Annotated in this window: 23 protein-coding genes; 16 read left to right on the top strand and 7 right to left on the bottom strand. The window is 75.3% G+C overall.

Features of this window, described 5'->3' with window-relative positions:
• The first annotated feature begins 11 nt into the window (after positions 1-11).
• The 3 genes from bluB (at position 12) to CSPHI_RS09910 (ending at position 1736) form a co-directional block, all read left to right on the top strand.
• Positions 12-620, top strand: coding sequence for a 5,6-dimethylbenzimidazole synthase (bluB, locus tag CSPHI_RS09920; protein ID WP_075692921.1), 609 nt, complete (start codon positions 12-14; stop codon positions 618-620).
• A 79-nt stretch (positions 621-699) separates the two neighbouring features.
• On the top strand, positions 700-1440 hold the full coding sequence (locus CSPHI_RS09915; protein ID WP_075692920.1) for a DUF2334 domain-containing protein: 741 nt from the start codon (positions 700-702) through the stop codon (positions 1438-1440).
• Between the two features lie 35 nt (positions 1441-1475).
• Positions 1476-1736 carry a hypothetical protein gene (locus tag CSPHI_RS09910; protein ID WP_075692918.1) on the top strand — a complete coding sequence of 87 codons (261 nt, stop codon included), beginning with the start codon at positions 1476-1478 and terminating at the stop codon, positions 1734-1736.
• On the opposite strand, the gene CSPHI_RS09905 is transcribed toward CSPHI_RS09910, so the two are convergent.
• From CSPHI_RS09905 to CSPHI_RS12080, 3 genes are all read right to left on the bottom strand, one after another.
• On the bottom strand, positions 1702-2310 hold the full coding sequence (locus tag CSPHI_RS09905; RefSeq protein WP_075692917.1) for a C40 family peptidase: 609 nt from the start codon (positions 2308-2310) through the stop codon (positions 1702-1704). The two genes, CSPHI_RS09910 and CSPHI_RS09905, sit on opposite strands and share 35 nt — an antisense overlap.
• A 48-nt stretch (positions 2311-2358) precedes the next feature.
• Positions 2359-2547, bottom strand: a complete 189-nt coding sequence (locus CSPHI_RS12085; protein WP_075692915.1) for a hypothetical protein — start codon at positions 2545-2547, stop codon at positions 2359-2361.
• Between the two features lie 87 nt (positions 2548-2634).
• Positions 2635-3084: a hypothetical protein gene (locus CSPHI_RS12080; protein WP_211274663.1), complete on the bottom strand. Its 450-nt coding sequence runs from the start codon at positions 3082-3084 to the stop codon at positions 2635-2637.
• A 477-nt stretch (positions 3085-3561) separates the two neighbouring features.
• On the opposite strand from CSPHI_RS12080, the gene purS reads away from it, so the two are divergent.
• The 4 genes from purS (at position 3562) to CSPHI_RS09880 (ending at position 7680) form a co-directional block, all read left to right on the top strand.
• Entirely contained in the window at positions 3562-3804 is a 243-nt protein-coding gene (gene purS, locus CSPHI_RS09895; protein WP_075692913.1) for a phosphoribosylformylglycinamidine synthase subunit PurS, read from the top strand.
• Positions 3801-4469, top strand: coding sequence for a phosphoribosylformylglycinamidine synthase subunit PurQ (purQ, locus tag CSPHI_RS09890; protein WP_075692911.1), 669 nt, complete (start codon positions 3801-3803; stop codon positions 4467-4469). Before purS ends, purQ begins: the two co-directional genes overlap by 4 nt.
• Before the next feature lie 10 nt (positions 4470-4479).
• Complete coding sequence (gene purL, locus CSPHI_RS09885; RefSeq protein ID WP_075692909.1) at positions 4480-6846, top strand: phosphoribosylformylglycinamidine synthase subunit PurL; 2367 nt, start codon at positions 4480-4482, stop codon at positions 6844-6846.
• Positions 6847-7095: 249 nt separating this feature from the next.
• Positions 7096-7680, top strand: coding sequence for a ClpP family protease (locus CSPHI_RS09880; RefSeq protein WP_075692908.1), 585 nt, complete (start codon positions 7096-7098; stop codon positions 7678-7680).
• On the opposite strand, the gene CSPHI_RS09875 is transcribed toward CSPHI_RS09880, so the two are convergent.
• Entirely contained in the window at positions 7666-8019 is a 354-nt protein-coding gene (locus CSPHI_RS09875) for a helix-turn-helix domain-containing protein (protein ID WP_075692906.1), read from the bottom strand. The two genes, CSPHI_RS09880 and CSPHI_RS09875, sit on opposite strands and share 15 nt — an antisense overlap.
• A 146-nt stretch (positions 8020-8165) precedes the next feature.
• Here CSPHI_RS09875 and CSPHI_RS09870 point away from each other — a divergent pair, with 146 nt between their 5' ends.
• From CSPHI_RS09870 to CSPHI_RS09850, 5 genes are all read left to right on the top strand, one after another.
• Positions 8166-9029: a DsbA family protein gene (locus CSPHI_RS09870; protein ID WP_084210364.1), complete on the top strand. Its 864-nt coding sequence runs from the start codon at positions 8166-8168 to the stop codon at positions 9027-9029.
• Positions 9026-9937, top strand: a complete 912-nt coding sequence (locus CSPHI_RS09865) for a cytochrome c biogenesis CcdA family protein (protein ID WP_075692904.1) — start codon at positions 9026-9028, stop codon at positions 9935-9937. The genes CSPHI_RS09870 and CSPHI_RS09865 overlap by 4 nt, the downstream gene beginning before the upstream one ends.
• Before the next feature lie 54 nt (positions 9938-9991).
• The gene (locus CSPHI_RS09860) at positions 9992-10342 is read left to right on the top strand and encodes a hypothetical protein (protein WP_075692902.1); all 351 of its coding nucleotides are present in this window, start codon (positions 9992-9994) and stop codon (positions 10340-10342) included.
• 76 nt (positions 10343-10418) lie between these two features.
• On the top strand, positions 10419-11471 hold the full coding sequence (gene arsB / locus CSPHI_RS09855) for an ACR3 family arsenite efflux transporter (protein WP_075692900.1): 1053 nt from the start codon (positions 10419-10421) through the stop codon (positions 11469-11471).
• Positions 11458-11868 (top strand): arsenate-mycothiol transferase ArsC, encoded by a 411-nt coding sequence (locus tag CSPHI_RS09850; RefSeq protein ID WP_075692898.1) that lies wholly within the window; start codon positions 11458-11460, stop codon positions 11866-11868. Before arsB ends, CSPHI_RS09850 begins: the two co-directional genes overlap by 14 nt.
• Before the next feature lie 13 nt (positions 11869-11881).
• On the opposite strand, the gene CSPHI_RS09845 is transcribed toward CSPHI_RS09850, so the two are convergent.
• Positions 11882-12865 (bottom strand): acyl-CoA thioesterase, encoded by a 984-nt coding sequence (locus CSPHI_RS09845; protein WP_075692896.1) that lies wholly within the window; start codon positions 12863-12865, stop codon positions 11882-11884.
• Between the two features lie 24 nt (positions 12866-12889).
• Here CSPHI_RS09845 and CSPHI_RS09840 point away from each other — a divergent pair, with 24 nt between their 5' ends.
• The 3 genes from CSPHI_RS09840 (at position 12890) to purM (ending at position 15930) form a co-directional block, all read left to right on the top strand.
• Positions 12890-13255, top strand: a complete 366-nt coding sequence (locus CSPHI_RS09840) for a sterol carrier family protein (RefSeq protein ID WP_075694006.1) — start codon at positions 12890-12892, stop codon at positions 13253-13255.
• A gap of 64 nt (positions 13256-13319) precedes the next feature.
• Positions 13320-14834, top strand: coding sequence for an amidophosphoribosyltransferase (gene purF / locus CSPHI_RS09835; protein WP_245803308.1), 1515 nt, complete (start codon positions 13320-13322; stop codon positions 14832-14834).
• 34 nt (positions 14835-14868) lie between these two features.
• Positions 14869-15930: a phosphoribosylformylglycinamidine cyclo-ligase gene (purM, locus tag CSPHI_RS09830; RefSeq protein ID WP_075692894.1), complete on the top strand. Its 1062-nt coding sequence runs from the start codon at positions 14869-14871 to the stop codon at positions 15928-15930.
• Positions 15931-15998: 68 nt separating this feature from the next.
• Here purM and CSPHI_RS09825 read toward each other — a convergent pair whose 3' ends face one another.
• Positions 15999-16169: a DUF3073 domain-containing protein gene (locus CSPHI_RS09825; protein WP_075692892.1), complete on the bottom strand. Its 171-nt coding sequence runs from the start codon at positions 16167-16169 to the stop codon at positions 15999-16001.
• Between the two features lie 116 nt (positions 16170-16285).
• Complete coding sequence (gene ygfZ / locus CSPHI_RS09820) at positions 16286-17305, bottom strand: CAF17-like 4Fe-4S cluster assembly/insertion protein YgfZ (RefSeq protein WP_425429723.1); 1020 nt, start codon at positions 17303-17305, stop codon at positions 16286-16288.
• Positions 17306-17339: 34 nt separating this feature from the next.
• On the opposite strand from ygfZ, the gene CSPHI_RS09815 reads away from it, so the two are divergent.
• Positions 17340-18185: an aminodeoxychorismate lyase gene (locus CSPHI_RS09815; protein WP_075692888.1), complete on the top strand. Its 846-nt coding sequence runs from the start codon at positions 17340-17342 to the stop codon at positions 18183-18185.
• The last annotated feature ends 2 nt before the right edge of the window (positions 18186-18187 follow it).

Genomic DNA, 18187 nt, shown 5'->3' with positions numbered 1-18187 from the left:
GGGGAGCGGGCGTGGAGCTGCACGAGGCGATCCGGCGGCGCCGGGACGTGCGCGCCGAGTTCACCGGCGGGCGGGTGGATCGGGCCACCCTGACCCGGCTGCTCGCCGCCGCCCACGCCGCGCCCTCGGTGGGGCACAGCCAGCCCTGGGACTTCCACGTGATCCGGGATCCGGCGCGGCTGGCGGCGTTCCGGGACCATGTCCTGGACCGCCGGGCGGAGTTCGCCGCGGCGCTGCCGCCGGGCCGGCGGCGGGTGTTCGACCCGATCCGGATCGAGGGCATCGTCGCCGCGGGCACCGGGGTGGCGGTGACCTACGATCCGCGCCGCGGCGGGGAGCATGTGCTCGGCCGGGCCACCATCGCCGACACCGGCCCGCTGTCGGTGGCGCTGGCCATCCAGAACCTGTGGCTGGCGGCGACCGCGGAGGGCCTCGGGGTGGGCTGGGTGAGCTTCTACGAGGAGGGCTTCCTCGCCGATTTCCTCGGCGTGGCCGCCCCGGTGCGCCCGCTGGCCTGGTTGTGCGTGGGCCCGGTGACCCATCTGGCGGACCGGCCCGATCTGGAGCGGGCCGGCTGGCGCCGGGGCCTGCCCCTCGACGAGGTGGTGCACTGGGACTAGCGGCGCCGGCCGGCGGATGTTCCGCCGCCCCTCATCCCCGGGCCACCGGGCGTTCACCGGGGCCGGCCATGCTGGGGCCATGGCCCAGAGTCCCCGCCCGCCCGCGCCGGCCCCGCCCGCCCCGTCGGCCGCGCCACGGCTGCTGGTCTCCCTGTCCGGGATCCGGGGCGACACCCTGCTCGCCGCGGCCCGGGTCGACGCCGACTTGCGCTCCCGCGGAATCGCCCCGGCGCTGCTGGTCGCCCCGCACCAGGGCCGGGATCAGGCGCTGCGGGACTGCCCGGCCACGCTGGCCTGGCTGCGCCGGCGCCGCGCCGCCGGGGCGGAGCTGCTGCTCGCCGGCTACGACGTCTCCGCCCGGGGCCGGCGCGGGGAGCTGGCCGCCCTGGATCACCATGAGGCCCGGCTGCGGCTGGCCGCGGCCTCCCGGCAGCTGGCGGCGCTGGGGCTGGGCACCGATCTGCTCGCCCCGCCGCGCTGGCTGCTCTCCCCGGGGGCGCGCTCGGCGGCCGCGGAGCTGGGCTTCCGGATCGCCGCCGACGCCCACGCGATCCACCATCTGCGCACCGGCCGGGCCGAGCCGATCCGGGTGCTCGCGCTGGGCGAGGGCTTCGGCGGCTCCGCGGCCTGGCGGCGGGCGGTGGGCGCGGCGGTGACCCGCTCGATCGCCGCCGGCCGGCCGATCCGGCTCTCCGCGGCGGCGTCCCGGCTGGGCCGGCCCCGGGTGCGCCGGGAGCTGCTCGGCATCGTCGACGCGGCGCTGGCCGCCGGGGCCCGGCCGGAGGGCTACGCCGCGGCCGCGGGCCGGCTCGCCGCCTGAGCCGCGCCGGGGCCGGGGCCGCCTATCCTGGGGGCATGCGCACCCTGGATGGACGCGAGGTCACCCTCGAGGAGCTCATCGGCCACGTGGTGCTGGTCACCGCCGGCCGGCACCGGGATCTGCTCGCGGAGCTCAACGACGAGTTCCTGATGCGCGGGCTGCACATCGTGGTCGACGAGGTCGGCGAACTGCGGGTGCATGACCCGGCCGGGGCGGTGGTGGGCCGCTTCGACGTCGACGCCGAACCCGACGGGGACGCGATCATCGACCTGCTGGAGGAGCATCTCCCGCTGTAGCCAGCCGGGCCTCCTCGAGCATCCCGGTCCGGCCGAAGCCGAGCACCCCGCGCCGGGAGCGCAGGTCGTAGCTGGTGACCCGGATCCGGCCCAGCTCATCGCCGCCGGCGGCGGTGACGGTGTCCCCGGACACCCGGAGCAGCACCGCGCAGTGCTCGCCGAGGGGGCCGCGGTGGAAGATCACGTCCCCGGGGTGCGGGGCGTAGTCGGGGGCGTCGAGGAAGGCGCCGTGGGCGGCGAAGTCGGCGCGCAGCTGCGCCGGGTCGCGGGGCAGCCGGCCGGGCTCGCCCGGCGGCAGCCCCGCCGACTCCAGCACCCAGGCGGCGAAGGCCGCCGACCACTCGCCCCGGTCCCCCCGGTAGCCGGGATCGCCCTCGGCCTCGCCGCGCTCGGCCTCCACGGCGACCACGGCGTGGATCGCGTGCTGGTAGCCGGGGGCGGCCGCGGGCGGTTCCGGCACCCGCTGCTCCGGGGTGGCCAGCCAGCGCACCGGCGCGAGCAGCAGCAGCGCGGCGGAGAGGACGAAGACGGCGCCGAGGGCGACGATCCCCGCCGGGGGACGCGAATCGGGCATGGCCGCCAGTGTAGGGGCCATGCCCGATCCGATTGCCGGGGCGCCGGGTCAGTCCGGTGCGCCCGGGGATCCGGGCTCCCCGGCCGCGGTGCGCGCCGGGGCGCCGGCGGTCTCCGGGGCCGGACCGCGCACCGGGGCGGCGGTCGCGACGGTCGCGGCGGCCGCCGGCGGCGTGGCGCGGGCCTCGGTGGCCTTGCGGATCTTGCGCAGCTGCACCACCGCGTAGATCGCGAGCACGGGGTAGAACAGAGTGAGGATGAGTGGCGTAGCGAAAAAGCCGGTGAGTGTGAGGACGTTACCGATGGGATTGAAGAAGTCGTTCATCTACACGGTCCTCTTGATCGTGACGCATGCCCGATTGGACCATTCATTCCCGATGCGGATGCGTGCGCAGAATGGCGAGCCCTGATCCAGATTCCGGCGGATTCGGAAGTTCTGTGAGGTGAGTCCGCTACCACACTGCCGGCCGGCGGTCCTGACATGCCTCTTGCCGTTGTCGTAGTAGGAAATGGCAAAGAGATCCACGCATGTATCCGAGGTGCCATAGCTAGTGCCCGGCTCATAGGTGATCCGTGCGTTGTGCACGTATCGGTTCGTTCCGTAGACGCCCAGCACGATACCCGATCCGGCACCTCCAGGGGCCCACGCGGAGTGGTAGGCGGTTGCCGGGTCCGTGGTGCCGCCACCGTCTTCGACCGCATCGCCAATCTTTGTGAGTGGCACGGTGGCGGGGTTGGTGTCGGCCATTGCAATTGGTGTGCTCACGACGGTCATGGCGCAAGCCAGTGCGCCGATAGTCCGTCGGGTCCTGCTGTGAATCATGATTTCTCCCTGGTTGGGTGCATGGGACTACAGCTGGGGGGTGAGTGGGGCCCACCGTACGGGGCCGCTCCGGGTATCGGAACCCCATGTGGGAAATTTCTGAAAATAATTTTGCGACCCCCGGCATGGGGGAGGGGCGCGCCGGGCGGGCGAAAGCGCCCTCGACCAGCGAACAATAGGTAGTGCTGTGCAACCATTGGGATAAAACCTTTGTATTTATTTGGTTGCGCAAGGATGACATCTCCCCCCCCGGATGCGGGGTGGGGGCGGTGACGCTTGGGCCCGCCCCGGACGGTGCGGGGGTGCCGCCGCGGAAGCGGGACCGGGGGCCCGCGCCGGGCCCCACCGGCTAAGCTGTGCCGCGGGACCGGCGGCGCCGCCCGGCGCCGCGCGCCCCACCCCCGGAAACCCCAACACCAGGAGTCAAGCGTGGCCCGCGTAGTCGTCCATGTCATGCCCAAGGCCGAAATCCTCGACCCCCAGGGGCAGGCCGTCCACCGCGCCCTGGGGCGCATCGGCGTCACCGGCGTCGCCGACGTCCGCCAGGGCAAGCGCTTCGAGCTGGAGCTCGACGGGGAGGTCAGCGACGCCCAGCTCGACGAGCTGGCCGCCACCCTGCTCGCCAACACCGTGATCGAGGACTACGAGATCCTCCGCGAGGGGGAGCAGTGACCGCCCGGATCGGCGTCATCACCTTCCCCGGCACCCTCGACGACGTCGACGCCGCCCGCGCGGCGCGCCTGGCCGGCGCCGAACCGGTGGCCCTCTGGCACGCCGACGCCGACTTGCGCGGCGTCGACGCGGTGGTGGTCCCCGGCGGCTTCTCCTACGGCGACTACCTGCGCTCCGGGGCGATCTCGGCGCTGGCGCCGGTGATGCGCTCGGTGGTGGACGCCGCCCGCGGCGGGCTGCCGGTGCTGGGCATCTGCAACGGCTTCCAGATCCTCACCGAGGCCGGGCTGCTGCCCGGGGCGCTCACCCGCAACGAGGGCCTGCACTTCGTCTGCCGGGACATCGAGCTCACCGTGGAGAACACCGGCACCGCCTGGACCGGCCGGCTCGACGCCGGCTCCCGGATCCTGATCCCCTCCAAGCACGGCGAGGGCCGCTTCCAGGCGCAGCCCGCCGTGATCGAGGAGCTGGAGGCCGAGGGCCGGGTGGTGTTCCGCTACGTGGACAACCCCAACGGCTCCGTCAACGACATCGCCGGGGTGTGCAGCGCCGACGGCCGGGTCGTCGGCCTGATGCCCCATCCCGAGCACGCCGTGGAGGCCCTCACCGGGCCCTCCGTCGACGGCCTGCAGCTGTTCCTGTCCGCCGTGTCGGCGATCGCCTAGGAGGCCCCCCATGACCGACGTCCACGATGACACCGTCGACCGCGCCGCGGCCACCCCGGAGCTGGCGCAGCCCTGGGCCGAACTCGGCCTGAAGGAGGACGAGTACGCCCGGATCCGGGAGATCCTGGGCCGCCGGCCCACCGACGCCGAACTCGCCATGTACTCGGTGATGTGGTCCGAGCACTGCTCCTACAAGTCCTCCAAGGTGCACCTGAGGTACTTCGGGGAGACCACCACCGCCGGCATGCGGGAGAAGATGCTCGCCGGGATCGGCGAGAACGCCGGGGTGGTCGACATCGGCGACGGCTGGGCGGTGACCTTCAAGGTCGAGTCCCACAACCACCCCTCCTACGTGGAGCCCTACCAGGGCGCCGCCACCGGCGTCGGCGGCATCGTCCGCGACATCATGGCCATGGGCGCCCGCCCGGTGGCGGTGATGGACCAGCTGCGCTTCGGCCCCGCCGAGGCCCCGGACACCCAGCGGGTGCTGCCCGGGGTGGTCGCCGGGGTCGGCGGCTACGGCAACTGCCTGGGCCTGCCGAACATCGGCGGGGAAACCGTCTTCGACGCCTCCTACGCGGGCAACCCCCTGGTCAACGCGCTGTGCGTGGGCACCCTGCGCAGCGATGACCTGCACCTGGCCTTCGCCTCCGGCACCGGCAACCGGGTGGTGCTCTTCGGCTCCCGCACCGGCCTGGACGGCATCGGCGGGGTCTCCGTGCTCGCCTCCGACACCTTCGAGGACGGCGCCGAGCGCAAACTGCCCGCGGTGCAGGTCGGCGACCCCTTCGCGGAGAAGGTGCTCATCGAATGCTGCCTGGAGCTCTACGCCGCCGGCGTGGTCGTCGGCATCCAGGACCTCGGCGGCGCCGGGCTGTCCTGCGCCATCTCCGAGCTCGCCGCCGCCGGCGACGGCGGCATGGCGGTGGACCTGGACCGGGTGCACCTGCGCGCCGAGGGGATGACCGCCGCGGAGATCCTCTCCTCCGAATCCCAGGAGCGGATGTGCGCCGTGGTGAAGCCCGAGGACCTGGACCGGTTCCTGGGGATCTGCGCCAAATGGGATGTGCTCGCCGCCGATATCGGCGAGGTCACCGAGGGGGAGAACCTCGTGGTCACCCACGGCGGCAAGGTCGTCGTGGACGCGCCCCCGGCCACCATCGCCGACGAGGGCCCCACCTACCACCGGCCCTACGCCCGGCCGGCGTGGCAGGACGCGCTGCAGGCCGAGCCGGATCTCGCCCGGCCCGCCGGGCCGGCGGCGCTGCGGGAGACGGTGCTGGCCATGGCCGCCTCCCCGGCGCTGTGCTCCCGGGCGCACATCACCGAGCAGTACGACCGCTACGTGCGCGGCAACACCATCGCCGCGAAGGACGCCGAGGCCGGGGTGCTGCGGGTCAACGAGGACACCGGCCGCGGGGTGGCGGTGGCCACCGACGCCTCCGGGCGGTACACCAAGCTCGACCCGCGCACCGGGGCCCGGCTGGCCCTGGCCGAGGCGCACCGCAACGTCGCGGTCACCGGGGCGCTGCCCTACGCGGTGTCGAACTGCCTGAACTTCGGCTCCCCGGAGAACCCGGACGTGATGTGGCAGTTCGCCGAGGCGGTGCGCGGCCTGGCCGACGGCGCCGCCGAACTGGAGGTGCCGGTCACCGGCGGCAACGTCTCCTTCTACAACCAGACCGGCGAGGAGCCCATCCTGCCCACCCCGGTGGTCGCGGTGCTCGGCGTCATCGACGACGTCGCCGACGCGATCGGCAACCGGCTGGGCACCGCCCCCGGGGAGCAGCTGGTGCTGCTCGGGGCCACCGCCGACGAGCTCGGCGGCTCCATCTGGCAGCAGGTCGCCCATGACGCGCTGGCCGGGATGCCGCCGCGGGTGGATCTCGCCGAGGAGGCGAAGCTGGTGGGCTTCTTCCACGGCACCCTCGCCGCCGCCGGGGCGCACCCGGCCACCGCCGCCCGGGACCTCTCCGAGGGCGGGCTGGCCCAGGCCCTGGTCGAGGCGGCGGTGACCTCCGGGGTCGGCCTCGCGGTGGACCCGGCGCAGGTGCACGCCGACCCCTTCGTGGCGCTGTTCTCCGAATCGGCCTCCCGGGCGCTGGTCGCGGTGCCGGCGGAGCGCCTCGACGAGGTCCTCGCCCGGGCCGCGGAACTCGACCTGCCGGCCGCCCGGATCGGCGAGGTGCTCGCCGATGAGCCGGTGCTGCGGATCACCGGCGACGCCGGGTTCGAGATCCCGCTCGCCGAGCTGGAGCGGGCCTGGCGGGACACCCTGCCGCGGCTGTTCGCGCACGCCGCCGGGGCGAACTCGGTGGTCGCCGCGGAGGATGACCCCGATGCGACCGGGGATCCCGCGGTCGCCGGCGCCGAGTAGCCGCCGCGCCCCGCGCCGCACCCGCCCGCCCCGGCCCGCCGGCCGGCGGCGGGCAGCGCCGATCCGGGCCCCGGGACCCCGCCCCGGCCCGGGGCCGCGCCGCCGGCGGCGGAAGGGTTCCGCCCGCGGCGGCACCGGCTTCCCCGCGGCGGGCGGCGGCTGCTGCGATGGGGGCATGCACCCGCGCACCCCCGCCTCGACGACCCCGACCGGATCGACCCCGCCACCCCGCCCCCGCCGGCGGACCCCATGCTGGCGCGCACCCGCGCCCGCCTCGCCGGCGCCCGGGTGGTCACCCTCTTCGGGGAGACCACCGGCGAGACCTGCCGCCGCGTCGCCGCGGAGCTGCTCGTGCACGCCGATGAGGACCCGGCGGCCCCGATCACGCTGCTGGTGGACTCCCCGGGCGGCGACGTCTTCGCCGGCATGATCGTGCACGACGTGATGCAGGCGATCCCCGCCCCGGTGCGCACCGTGGCCCTGGGCATCGCCGCCTCCATGGGCCAGTTCCTGGTCACCTCCGGCACCCCGGGGCTGCGCCTGGCGATGCCGCATACCCGGATGCTCATCCACCAGCCGCTGTCCGGGCTGCAGGGGGTGGCCGAGGACATCGCCATCCAGTCCGAGCAGCACATCCTCACCCGCCGGATCCTCTTCGAGGCCCAGGCCCGGCACATCGGCCGGCCGGTGGCCGAGATCGCCGCCGACTCCGACCGGGACCGCTGGTTCACCGCGGAGCAGGCCGTGGCCTACGGCCTCGTCGACGCCGTGGCCGGCTCCTGGCGGGACTATCTCCCGGAGCCGGTCGCGCGCCCCGGCTCAGGCGGCCAGTAGCCGCACGCCCCCGCCGGCCGGCCGGGCCCCGGCGACGTCGCCGAGCCGGGGCCGGGTCGCGGTGGCCCGGCCGAACCAGCGCAGCCGCAGCAGGCCGCGCTCCAGCACCGTCGCCAGGGGCAGCCCCAGGGCGGCGGCCACCGCCCGGATCACCTCCGAGGAGGGCTCCTTCGCGCCGCGCTCCAGATCCGACAGATGGGACACGCTCACCCCCGCGGCCGCGGCGACGTCGGCGAGGCGCTCCCCGCGGCGCAGCCGCTCCTCGCGCAGCACCGCGCCGAGCAGCTCCCGCAGCAGCGGATCGGCGATATCGGCCCGGGGGCGGCGGTGGCGGCTCATGGGCGCAGGATACCGGCGCCCGGGCCGCGGCCGCCGCCCGTTCCGCCGGGCGCGGAACCGGGCCCGGCCCCGGGGCCGCCGCCGCGGCTGGCTACCCTGTCGGGAACATGCCCGGACCGCGGGGGCGGGGAAGTGGAGGAGCGCCCATGACCGAACCGGAGTCGACCACGCCGGAGGCCGCGGGCCCCGCCCCGGCGGCGCGGCCCGCACGGCGCGAGGCCGGCACCCGGCGCCTGGTGCTCGCGCTGGCGGTGGTGCTCATCGCGATCCTCGCCCTCGCCGCGACGCTGCTGCTGCGCGGCGGCGACCCGGAGCCGGCCCCGCCGGCGCCGGCCACCGGGGCCGGCCCGGCGCCCGGGGCGGCCGACCCCGCGTCGCCGGCGCCGGCCGCCGAGGGCGCCCCCGGGGTGTCCGCGGCGGGGGAGATCACCCTGCCCCCGGCCTTCGACGGGCTGCAGGAGGAGCTCGCCCGGCGCGACCCCGGCGACCCGATGGCCCTCGGCGCGGCGGACGCCCCGGTGGTGCTGGTGCTCTTCAGCGATCTGCGCTGCCCCTACTGCGGCGAGTTCTCCCGCGAAATCGAGCCCGACCTGGTCGCCGGGCACGTCGCCGCCGGCCGGCTGCGCCTGGAATGGCGGGATCTGCCCACCTTCGGCGAGGGCTCCCGGCTCGGCGCCCGGGCCGGGCGGGCCGCCGCCGCCCAGGGCCGGTTCTGGGAGTTCACCGCCGAGGTCTTCGCCGCCGCCCCGCGCCGCGGCCACCCCGAACTCGACGAGGAGCTGCTGGTGGCCCGGGCCCGCGCCGCCGGGATCGGCGATATCGACCGGTTCCGCGCCGATCTGCGCTCCGCGCGCTTCGACGCGGCGATTGACGCCGACGTCGCCCAGGCCGGCGAACTCGGCATCTTCTCCACCCCCTCCTACTCGGTGGGGGATCTGCCGGTGGCCGGGCTGCAGCCCAGGGAGTTCCTGGAGGCCGCCATCGCCGATCAGCTGGCGGCGCGGGGGTGACCGGGGCCGGGATCGGCGCGGTCGGCTTCGCCGAGGCCTTCCTCGGCGGGCTCGCCGCCCTGCTCAGCCCCTGCGCGGCGCTGCTGCTGCCGGCCTTCTTCGGCTACGCCTTCGACCGGCCCGGCCGGCTGGTGGCCCGCACCGCCGTGTTCTACCTCGGCATGGCCGCGGTGCTGGTGCCGCTGGGCGCCGGGGTCGGCGCGGTGGGCGCCCTGCTCACCGTGCACCGGGACACGGTCACCGCCCTCGCCGGCTGGACCATCATCGCCCTGGGCGCCCTGGTCGCCCTCGGCGGCGGATTCGGCCCCACCCGGCTGCCCCGGGCCGCCCGGGGCGTCGGCGCGCTCAACGTCGCCGTGCTCGGCGCCGCCTACGGGCTCGCCGGGTTCTGCTCCGGGCCGCTGCTCGGCGCCATCCTCACCGTGGCCCTGGCCGGGGGTTCCCCGGTGCGCGGCGGGGCGCTGATGGCGGTCTACGCCGCGGGGATGGCCGCCCCGCTGCTGCTGCTCGCCGCGGCCTGGTCCCGGGTGGACCCGGATCTGCTGCGCGGCCGCCGGATCGGGCGGTTCCGGGTCCGCGGCCTCGCCGCGGGGGCGCTGCTCATCGCCCTCGGCGCGGGCTACCTGGCCACCGGCGCCGGCGCCGGGCTGCCCGGGGTGCTCGACGTCGGCGCGGAGGCGGCGCTGCAGCGCCGGCTGCTCGCCGCCGACGGGGCCTGGGCGGCGCTGGCGGGGCTGGCCATCCTCGCCGTGGTGCTCGCCGCCGAACTCGGCCGGCGGCGCCGCGCCGGGCGCGCGGGCCGGGCGGCCCCGGGGCCGGCCCCCGCGGATCCGCCGGACCGCCGGCGGGGGTGCGCCACCGGGTATTCGCGCATCCCGGATGCGGAAAAAGGGCCGGGGCCAGGTTAGGCTGGGCTTAGCGCGGCCCCCCGGCCGCCGCACCCCAGCCAGAGGAGCACGGCCATGAGCCGCCAGCAGAAGACCGACTTGGCAGTCGACCGCACGGACACCAGCGAGGACACCGGGGAGGTCGGCGCCGACAACCTCGGCCTGTACTCCCTGATCCTCGCCATCATCGGCGTGGTGCTGTTCTACCCCATGTGGTACATCGCGGTGCCGCTGCTCATCCTCGCCTTCATCATGGGCGTGGTGAAGTACCGCGCCGGCGGCTCCGGGAGGATGCTCGCCCTGGCCGCCGCGGCGATCGCCACCGTGGTGCTGCTCGGCGCCTTCGCCTACTCCATGACCCTCATCGTGGAGTACCACGAGGTCAACGAGATGACCGCCCCCGCCCTCGGCGCGCTCGCGGGCTGACCCGCCGGCGCCCCCGCCGCCGGCGCGCGGCGGATTCCCCGCGCGCGCCGGGCGCACCCGGCGTAGCCTGCCCCCCATGCCCATGCTGAGCCTGCTGGACCGCCTGCTGCCGCTGTGGATCCTGGCCGCGATGGCGGCCGGGCTGGTCCTGGGCCGGGCCGCCCCCGGCATCGGCGCCGCCGCCGAGGCGATCCAGGTCGCCGGGGTGAGCCTGCCGATCGCGCTCGGCCTGTTCGCCATGATGTACCCGGTGCTGGCGAAGGTCCGCTACGACCGGATCGGCCGGATCACCGCCGACCGGCGCCTGATGGGGCTGTCCCTGACCCTGAACTGGGTGCTCGGCCCCGCCCTGATGTTCGCCCTGGCCTGGCTGCTGCTGCCGGATCTGCCGGCCTTCCGCACCGGGGTGATCATCGTCGGCCTGGCCCGGTGCATCGCCATGGTGCTGATCTGGAATGACCTGGCCCGCGGCTGCCGGGAGACCGCCGCGGTGCTCGTCGCGGTCAACTCGGTGTTCCAGATCGCCGCCTTCGCCGGGCTCGGCTGGTTCTACCTGGTGGCCCTGCCCGGCTGGCTGGGCCTGCCCGCCGCCGACGCCGAGGTGGGCTTCTCCACCGCCGCGATCGCCGGATCGGTGCTGGTCTTCCTCGGCGTGCCGCTGGCCGCCGGCTACCTCGGCCGCCGGATCGGGGAGGCCCGCCGCGGCCGGGAATGGTACGAGGGCCGCTTCCTGCCCGCGGTGGGGCCCTGGGCGCTCTACGGGCTGCTGTTCACCGTGGTGATGCTCTTCGCCCTGCAGGGCGAGGCGATCCTCGCCGCCCCCGCCGACGTGGCCCGGATCGCGGCGCCCCTGCTCGCCTACTTCCTGCTCATGTTCGCCCTGGCCACGGTCGCGGCGAAGGTCGCCGGGCTGGGCTACGGGGACAATGCGGCGGTGAGCTTCACCGCCGCGGGCAACAACTTCGAGCTGGCCATCGCGGTGTGCATCGGCACCTTCGGGGTGACCAGCGGGCAGGCCCTGGCCGGGGTGGTCGGCCCGCTGATCGAGGTGCCGGTGCTGCTCGCCCTGGTCTACGCGATGCGGGCCCTCGGCGCACGCTGGTATCGTGGGGAAAATGAACCCCGATAAGCCCGCCGTGTACTTCCTCTGCAACTCCAACTGCGGCAAATCCCAGATGGCGGAGGCGCTGCTGCGGCGCCGCATCGGCGACGCCGCCGAGATCCGCTCCGCCGGGGTGGACCCGGGCGAGCGGGTCAACGCCGAGGCGGCGGCCTCGGTGGCCCGGGCCGGGGCGGACATGTCCGGGGCGGTGCCGGAGCCGGTGGACCCCGCCTTCGCGGAGCGCGCCCGGGTGGTGGTGGTCGGCTCCGCGGTGGTGGAGCCGATCCTGGCCGAGTCCGCGGTGGAGCGCTGGGAGATCGACGAGCCCTCGCTGCGCGGGATCGAGGGCGCGCGGCGGATGGACCTCATCCGCGACCAGATCGACGCCCGGGTGGCGGCGCTCGCGGAGCGGCTGCGCCGCTGAGCCCGGCGGCGGGCTAGTCCCGCGGCTCGCCGGGATCGTCGATGATGAGCGGCAGCGGGTCGTACTTGTCGCGCAGCGCGCGCAGCGCCAGATCGTGGGCGTGCAGCCGCTTGTCCTCGTCGGTGACCGGGGTGAAATGCGGCACCGGCTGGGGGGTGAAGTCGTCGTCCACCGCCACATAGGTCATCGAGGAGTGCAGGGTCTTCTCCAGGCCGCCGCGGCCCTTGCGCGGCTGGCCGGCGTAGACGTGCACGGACATGTGCATGCTGGTGGTGCCGGTGCGCAGCAGCCGGGCCCGGACCTCCACCAGATCCCCGATGTGCATCGGCTTGTAGAAGCGGATCCCGCCGGCGTAGACGGCGATGGTGTCCCGGCCCGCCCAGTTCATGGTGCAGGCGGTGGCCGCCTCGTCGATCCACTCCATGGCGGTGCCGCCGTGCACGTTGCCGCCCCAGTTGACGTCGGAGGGCTTGGCCAGGAAGCGGGTCACCAGCTCCGGGGCGGAGGAGTCCGCGGTGTAGGTCTGCGCCCGCATCGAGGCCTCGATGTCCCGGCGCAGATCCACCCGGGACAGCGCCGCCTCGCGCACCCGCCGCTCCTCCTCGGTGCGCGCCTCGAAGGCGGGCACCGCGCAGGGCCGGCGCTCCTCGTCCATGGCCACGAAGATCACCACGCAGTCCGCGGCCCGGGTGAATTCGCCGGTGCGCGGGTCGGCGGAGAGCACCTCGTTGACGATGTGCATCGAGGACCGCCCGGTGTAGGCGATCTTGGCGCGCACCTCCACCATGTGCCCGGAGGGGATCGGCCGGTTGAAGTGGATGTGCCCGAAGTAGGCGGTGACGCAGTACTGGCCGGACCAGCCCACGGCGCAGGCGTAGGCCGCCTTGTCGATCCACTGCAGCACGCGGCCGCCGTGCACGCTGTTCGAGCCGGCCATGAGGACGTCCTCGGGCGCGGCGAGGAAGCGGAGGGTCACCTGGGGGGATGGCATGCGCATGACTATAGGACTATGGATCGGGTCATGGCGAAAAGGATCGACCCGGCGGCGGTGACCGCCGCGGTGGAGCGGGTGCGCGACTGGCTGACCCGCGAGGACGCACCCGCCCCGGAGCGGGCGGCGGTGGCCGAGGCGGTGCGGTTGAGCGCCCGGATGCTGGCCCAGGAGCTGCCCGGGCGCAGCGTGGAGCTGCGGGTGCCGCCCTTCGTGGCGGTGCAGGCCGTCGCCGGGCCCCGGCACACCCGGGGCACCCCGCCGAACGTGGTGGAGGCCGATCCGCGCACCTGGCTGCGGATCGCCTGCGGGCTGGCCCCGCTGTCCGCCGCGGAGGTCTCCGGGGCCCGGGCGGGGGAGCTGGCCGCGGGGCTGCCGGTGCTGCGGCTGGGCTGAGCCGGCCGCGGCGGGGGGTGGGGCGCCTTGGCCCGGGCCCCGGCGGGCGGCTATCGTCGGGGTCGTGGCTCAACCGACGAATCCGGCGTCCCGGCTCGCCGAGGTCGAGGAGAACGAACCCCGCGAGGAATGCGGGGTCTTCGGCGTCTGGGCGCCCGGCGAGGAAGTGGCCAAGCTGACCTACTTCGGCCTCTTCGCCCTGCAGCACCGCGGTCAGGAGGCCGCCGGCATCGGCGTCGGCGACGGCGACCAGATCCTCGTCTTCAAGGACCTCGGCCTGGTCTCCCAGGTCTTCGATGAGCAGACCCTGGAGGCGCTCAAGGGCCATGTCGCCATCGGCCACGCCCGCTACACCACCGCCGGCTCGCCCTGCTGGGAGAACGCCCAGCCGATCTTCCGGATGGCCCCCGACGGCACCGACCTGGCGCTGGGCCACAACGGCAACCTGATCAACCACCTGGAGCTGGCCCGGGAGGCCGAGCGCCGGGGCCTGGTGGACCTGTCGGTGAAGATGCCCTCCGACTCCGACGTGATGTGCGCCCTGCTCGCCGACGAGACCGGCAGACTCGCCGACGCCGACCCGGTGGCCCTCGGCGGGCGCACCCGCACCGAGGCCGCGGCGCTGACGCTGCTGCCCACCATCCGGGGCGCGTTCTGCCTCACCTTCACCGACGGCGACACCCTCTACGCCGCCCGGGACCCGCACGGGGTGCGCCCGCTGGCCCTGGGCCGGCTGGAGCGCGGCTGGGTGGTCGCCTCGGAGACCTGCGCCCTGGACATCGTCGGCGCCAGCTACGTCCGGGACATCGAGCCCGGGGAACTGGTCGCCATCGACGCCACCGGGGTGCGCTCGGATCGCTTCGCCGACCCCGCCCCGGCCGGCTGCATCTTCGAGTACGTCTACCTGGCCCGCCCGGACTCGATGATCCGGGGCCGCTCGGTCAACGCGGTGCGCGTGGAGATCGGCCGCCGGCTGGCCCGGGAGTACCCCGCCGAGGGGGACATGGTGATCCCGGTGCCGGAGTCGGGCACCCCCGCCGCGGTGGGCTTCGCCCAGGCCTCCGGGATCCCCTTCGGCCAGGGCCTGACCAAGAACGCCTACGTGGGCCGCACCTTCATCCAGCCCTCGCAGACGCTGCGCCAGCTGGGCATCCGGCTGAAGCTGAACCCGCTGCGCGAGGCGATCGCCGGCAAGCGCCTGGTGGTCGTCGACGACTCGATCGTGCGCGGCAACACCCAGCGGGCCCTGATCCGGATGCTGCGCGAGGCCGGCGCCGCCGAGGTGCACGTCCGGATCGCCTCGCCCCCGGTGAAATGGCCGTGCTTCTACGGCATCGACTTCGCCTCCCCGGGCGAGCTCATCGCCAACGGCGTCGACCAGGACGATCTGGTCGAGGGCATCGCCACCGCGATCGGCGCGGACAGCCTCGGCTTCGTGTCCGTGGAGGGCATGACCGAGGCCGCGGAGCAGGACGCGGGCACGCTGTGCCGGGCCTGCTTCGACGGCGCCTACCCGCTGGGCCTGCCCGAGGGCGACCCGAACGCCGAGGCGGTGGCCCGCCTGCGGGCCGCCCGCTAGCCGAACCCCATCCCCGACAGGAGCTGAACCACCCGTGACCGAGAACAAGGGCGCGTCCTACGCGGACGCCGGAGTCGACATCGCCGCCGGCGACCGCGCCGTGGAGCTGCTCGGCCCCATCGCCGGCGCCGCCACCCGACCCGAGGTGCGCGGCGGCATCGGCGGCTTCGCCGGGCTGTTCGCCCTCGGCGAGTACCGCAACCCGCTGCTGGCGGCCTCCTCCGACGGGGTGGGCACCAAGCTGGCGGTGGCCCGGATGATGGACGTGCACGACACCATCGGCCTGGACCTGGTCGCCATGGTCGTCGACGATCTGGTGGTCTGCGGGGCCGAGCCGCTGTTCCTGCAGGACTACATCGCGGTGGGCAAGGTGGTGCCCGAGCACGTCGCCGCGATCGTCTCCGGCATCGCCGAGGGCTGCCGGCGGGCCGGCTGCGCCCTGCTCGGCGGGGAGACCGCGGAGCATCCCGGGGTGATGGCCCCCGACGAGTACGACGTCTCCGCCACCGGCGTCGGCGTGGTCGAGGCCGACCAGCTGCTCGGCCCGGACAAGGTCCGCGAGGGCGATGTGGTGATCGCCATGGCCTCCTCCGGGCTGCACTCCAACGGCTACTCCCTGGCCCGGCACGTGCTGCTGGAGCGCGCCGGGCTGGACGTGCACGCCGAGGTGGAGGACTTCGGCCGCACCCTCGGCGAGGAGCTGCTGGAGCCCACCCGGATCTACGCCCTGGACTGCCTGGCGCTGATGAACGAGGCCACGGTGCGCACCTTCTGCCACGTCACCGGCGGTGGCCTGGCCGCGAACCTGGCCCGGGTGCTGCCGGCCGGGCTCACCGCGGAGCTCTCCCGCGGCAGCTGGACCCCGGCGCCGGTGTTCGGCACCATCGCCGAACTCGGCCGGGTGCCCCGGGAGGAGATGGAGCGCACCTTCAACATGGGCGTCGGCATGGTCGCCGTGGTCGCCCCCGCGGACCGGGACCGGGCGCTGGCGATCCTCACCGCCCGGCACGTGGACTGCTGGGAGCTGGGCGTGGTGCGCGCCGCCGGCGAGGGCGAGGGCCGGGCCGCGCTGGTCGGCGACCACCCCCGGTTCTAGGGGGCCGGCGGAGCCGGAAAAGGCCCGCCGCCGCCCCGGGCGGGGCGGCGGCGGGCGCCGGACGGGCGTTACCGGTCGGTGCCGGTGCGCCAGTCGTCGAAGTCGTCGTCCCAGCGGTCCTCGTGCACGGGCTTGCCGGCCAGCTCGCGCTGGAGCCGCTCGAGATCCATGTCAGGAGTGTTGTACTTCAGCTGACGGGCAACCTTCTGCTGCTTAGCCTTGGCACGGCCGCGACCCATGGCGAGACCCCCTTGCGTGGTCGGGGCGGGCGCGGGCGCCGGCCCCCTCAAATTGTCTATGCGTGATTCCTGTAGAACACCATAGCCGATTGCGCGGCGGATGGGCCACGCGGGCGCTAGCGGCCGCGCAGCCGGTCCACCGCCACCCGCCCCGGCTTGGGTGAATCATCGCGGAACACGGTGGCCGGATCCACCGCCACCGCGCAGCCGCCGGCGGTGAGCCCGGCCGCGGTCTGCGCGGAGCGCTTCACCAGGGCCAGGGCCACCGGGCCGTACTCGTGGTGGTCCACCACGGTGCCCACCCGGCCCACCGCGCGCCGCCCGGCGAGCACCGGATCCCCGGGTGCGGGGCGCTCGCCGGCGGAGCCGTCGAGCTGCAGCAGCACCAGGGTGCGCGGGGGACGGCCCAGGTTGTGCACCCGGGAGACGGTCTCCTGGCCGCGGTAGCAGCCCTTGTCCAGGTGCACCGCGGCCCCGATCCAGCCGGGCACCTCATGCGGGATCGCCTTCGCGTCCAGATCCGCGGCGACCTCCGGGCGCAGCCCGGCGACCCGCTCCGCCTCCCAGGCCATCAGCCCGGTCGGCCGGGCCCCGCCGGCGACCAGGGCGTCCCAGGCGGCGATCGCCCCGCCCTCCGGGGCGAGCAGGGTGCTCATCGCCCGGCGGGGGTGCGGCAGGCACCCCTCCGGCCACCGGTCCGGGTCGGCGCCGAGGATGCCCAGCACATGGTGGCCGGTCTCCGCCACCTGGACGTCGAAGCGGAAGATCATCCGGGTGAGGTAGTCGCGCAGCTCCCCGAACCCGGCGGGTTCGGCGTCGATGTACAGCGCCCCGGCGGTCGGCGTGATCGCCATATGATGCAGCACCCGGCCCTGCGGGTCCAGGTTCAGCGCCTCGGTGGGCTCCTCGCCGACCAGCTGGGAGAACAGGGTGTTGACGTAGTCCACCCGGTCCGCGCCGGTGAGCCGCAGCACCCGGCGGTGGCCCAGATCCACCACCCCCCGCCCGGCGAGCGCGTCGCGCTGCTCCACCAGGGGGGCGCCGTAGTGCCAGGCCACCCCGGCCCGGCCCAGCGGATCGTCGTCGGGCACGGCGACCGCGCCGGGGACATGGTCGATGATCGGGGAGCCTCGCACGTCCGCCATGGTAACGCGCCCTAGGCTGGGCGGCATGAGCCTCATCCTCGTCGACGTCCTCGCCCCGGGCGGGCCCCGCCCCGCCGACCCCGAGGCCCCGCTGCTGCACGCCGACGATCTGGGGGCGGTGCGCGGCGACGGGGTCTTCGAGACCCTGCTGGTGCGCGATGGCCGGGCCTGCAACCTGGCCCGGCACGAGGCGCGGTTCCGGGCTTCGGCGGCGATGCTGCGGCTGCCCGAGCCGGATATGGGGCTCTGGCGCCGGGCCCGGGAGCTGGCGCTGGCCGCCTGGCCCGGCGGGGAGGCGGCGATGCGCTGGGTGTACTCCCGGGGCCGGGAGTCCACCGGCCGGCCCACCGGCTACATCCTGATCTCCCCGGCCCCGCCGCGGCGGACCCGGGTGCGGGTGCTGCTCGCCGAACGCGGCTTCTCCCTGGACGCCGGCGCCCGGGCGCCGTGGGCCCTGATCGGGGCGAAGACCCTGTCCTACGCGGCGAATATGGCGGCGCTGCGGCACGCCCGGGAGCAGGGCCACGATGACGTGCTCTTCACCACCGCCGGCGGGGAGCTGCTGGAGGGGCCCACCTCCACCCTGGTGCTGGTCCGCGACGGCGCCCTGGCCACCCCGGACCCGGGGGAGGGGATCCTGCCGGGCACCACCCAGGCGGCGCTGTTCGCCGAGGCCGCCGCCGCCGGGATCGACTGCGCCGCCGGGCGGCTGCACGCGGCGGAGCTGCACGCGGCGGACTCGGCCTGGCTGGTGTCCTCGGTGCGCATCGCGGCGCGGATCACCGCCGTGGACGGCATGGCCCTGCCGGATCCCGGGGAGGCCGCGGAACGGGACTTCCGGCGCCTGTGCGATCGGGCGCTGGCGCGCTGACC

It is taken from the genome of Corynebacterium sphenisci DSM 44792, from assembly GCF_001941505.1.
Classification (GTDB): domain Bacteria; phylum Actinomycetota; class Actinomycetes; order Mycobacteriales; family Mycobacteriaceae; genus Corynebacterium; species Corynebacterium sphenisci.
Note: the sequence above shows the minus strand (reverse complement) of the source record. Positions and strands in the feature narration are given on the sequence as shown.

Bases quoted from the DNA above. Each gene is read 5' to 3' on its own strand.
- CSPHI_RS09915 (WP_075692920.1), top strand. From the start codon at position 700: ATGGCCCAGAGTCCCCGCCCGCCCGCGCCGGCCCCGCCCGCCCCGTCG.
- CSPHI_RS09910 (WP_075692918.1), top strand. From the start codon at position 1,476: ATGCGCACCCTGGATGGACGCGAGGTCACCCTCGAGGAGCTCATCGGC.
- CSPHI_RS09905 (WP_075692917.1), bottom strand. From the start codon at position 2,310: ATGCCCGATTCGCGTCCCCCGGCGGGGATCGTCGCCCTCGGCGCCGTC.
- CSPHI_RS12080 (WP_211274663.1), bottom strand. From the start codon at position 3,084: ATGACCGTCGTGAGCACACCAATTGCAATGGCCGACACCAACCCCGCC.
- purL (WP_075692909.1), top strand. From the start codon at position 4,480: ATGACCGACGTCCACGATGACACCGTCGACCGCGCCGCGGCCACCCCG.
- CSPHI_RS09880 (WP_075692908.1), top strand. From the start codon at position 7,096: ATGCTGGCGCGCACCCGCGCCCGCCTCGCCGGCGCCCGGGTGGTCACC.
- CSPHI_RS09875 (WP_075692906.1), bottom strand. From the start codon at position 8,019: ATGAGCCGCCACCGCCGCCCCCGGGCCGATATCGCCGATCCGCTGCTG.
- CSPHI_RS09870 (WP_084210364.1), top strand. From the start codon at position 8,166: ATGACCGAACCGGAGTCGACCACGCCGGAGGCCGCGGGCCCCGCCCCG.
- CSPHI_RS09860 (WP_075692902.1), top strand. From the start codon at position 9,992: ATGAGCCGCCAGCAGAAGACCGACTTGGCAGTCGACCGCACGGACACC.
- arsB (WP_075692900.1), top strand. From the start codon at position 10,419: ATGCCCATGCTGAGCCTGCTGGACCGCCTGCTGCCGCTGTGGATCCTG.
- CSPHI_RS09850 (WP_075692898.1), top strand. From the start codon at position 11,458: ATGAACCCCGATAAGCCCGCCGTGTACTTCCTCTGCAACTCCAACTGC.
- CSPHI_RS09845 (WP_075692896.1), bottom strand. From the start codon at position 12,865: ATGCGCATGCCATCCCCCCAGGTGACCCTCCGCTTCCTCGCCGCGCCC.
- CSPHI_RS09840 (WP_075694006.1), top strand. From the start codon at position 12,890: ATGGCGAAAAGGATCGACCCGGCGGCGGTGACCGCCGCGGTGGAGCGG.
- CSPHI_RS09825 (WP_075692892.1), bottom strand. From the start codon at position 16,169: ATGGGTCGCGGCCGTGCCAAGGCTAAGCAGCAGAAGGTTGCCCGTCAG.
- CSPHI_RS09815 (WP_075692888.1), top strand. From the start codon at position 17,340: ATGAGCCTCATCCTCGTCGACGTCCTCGCCCCGGGCGGGCCCCGCCCC.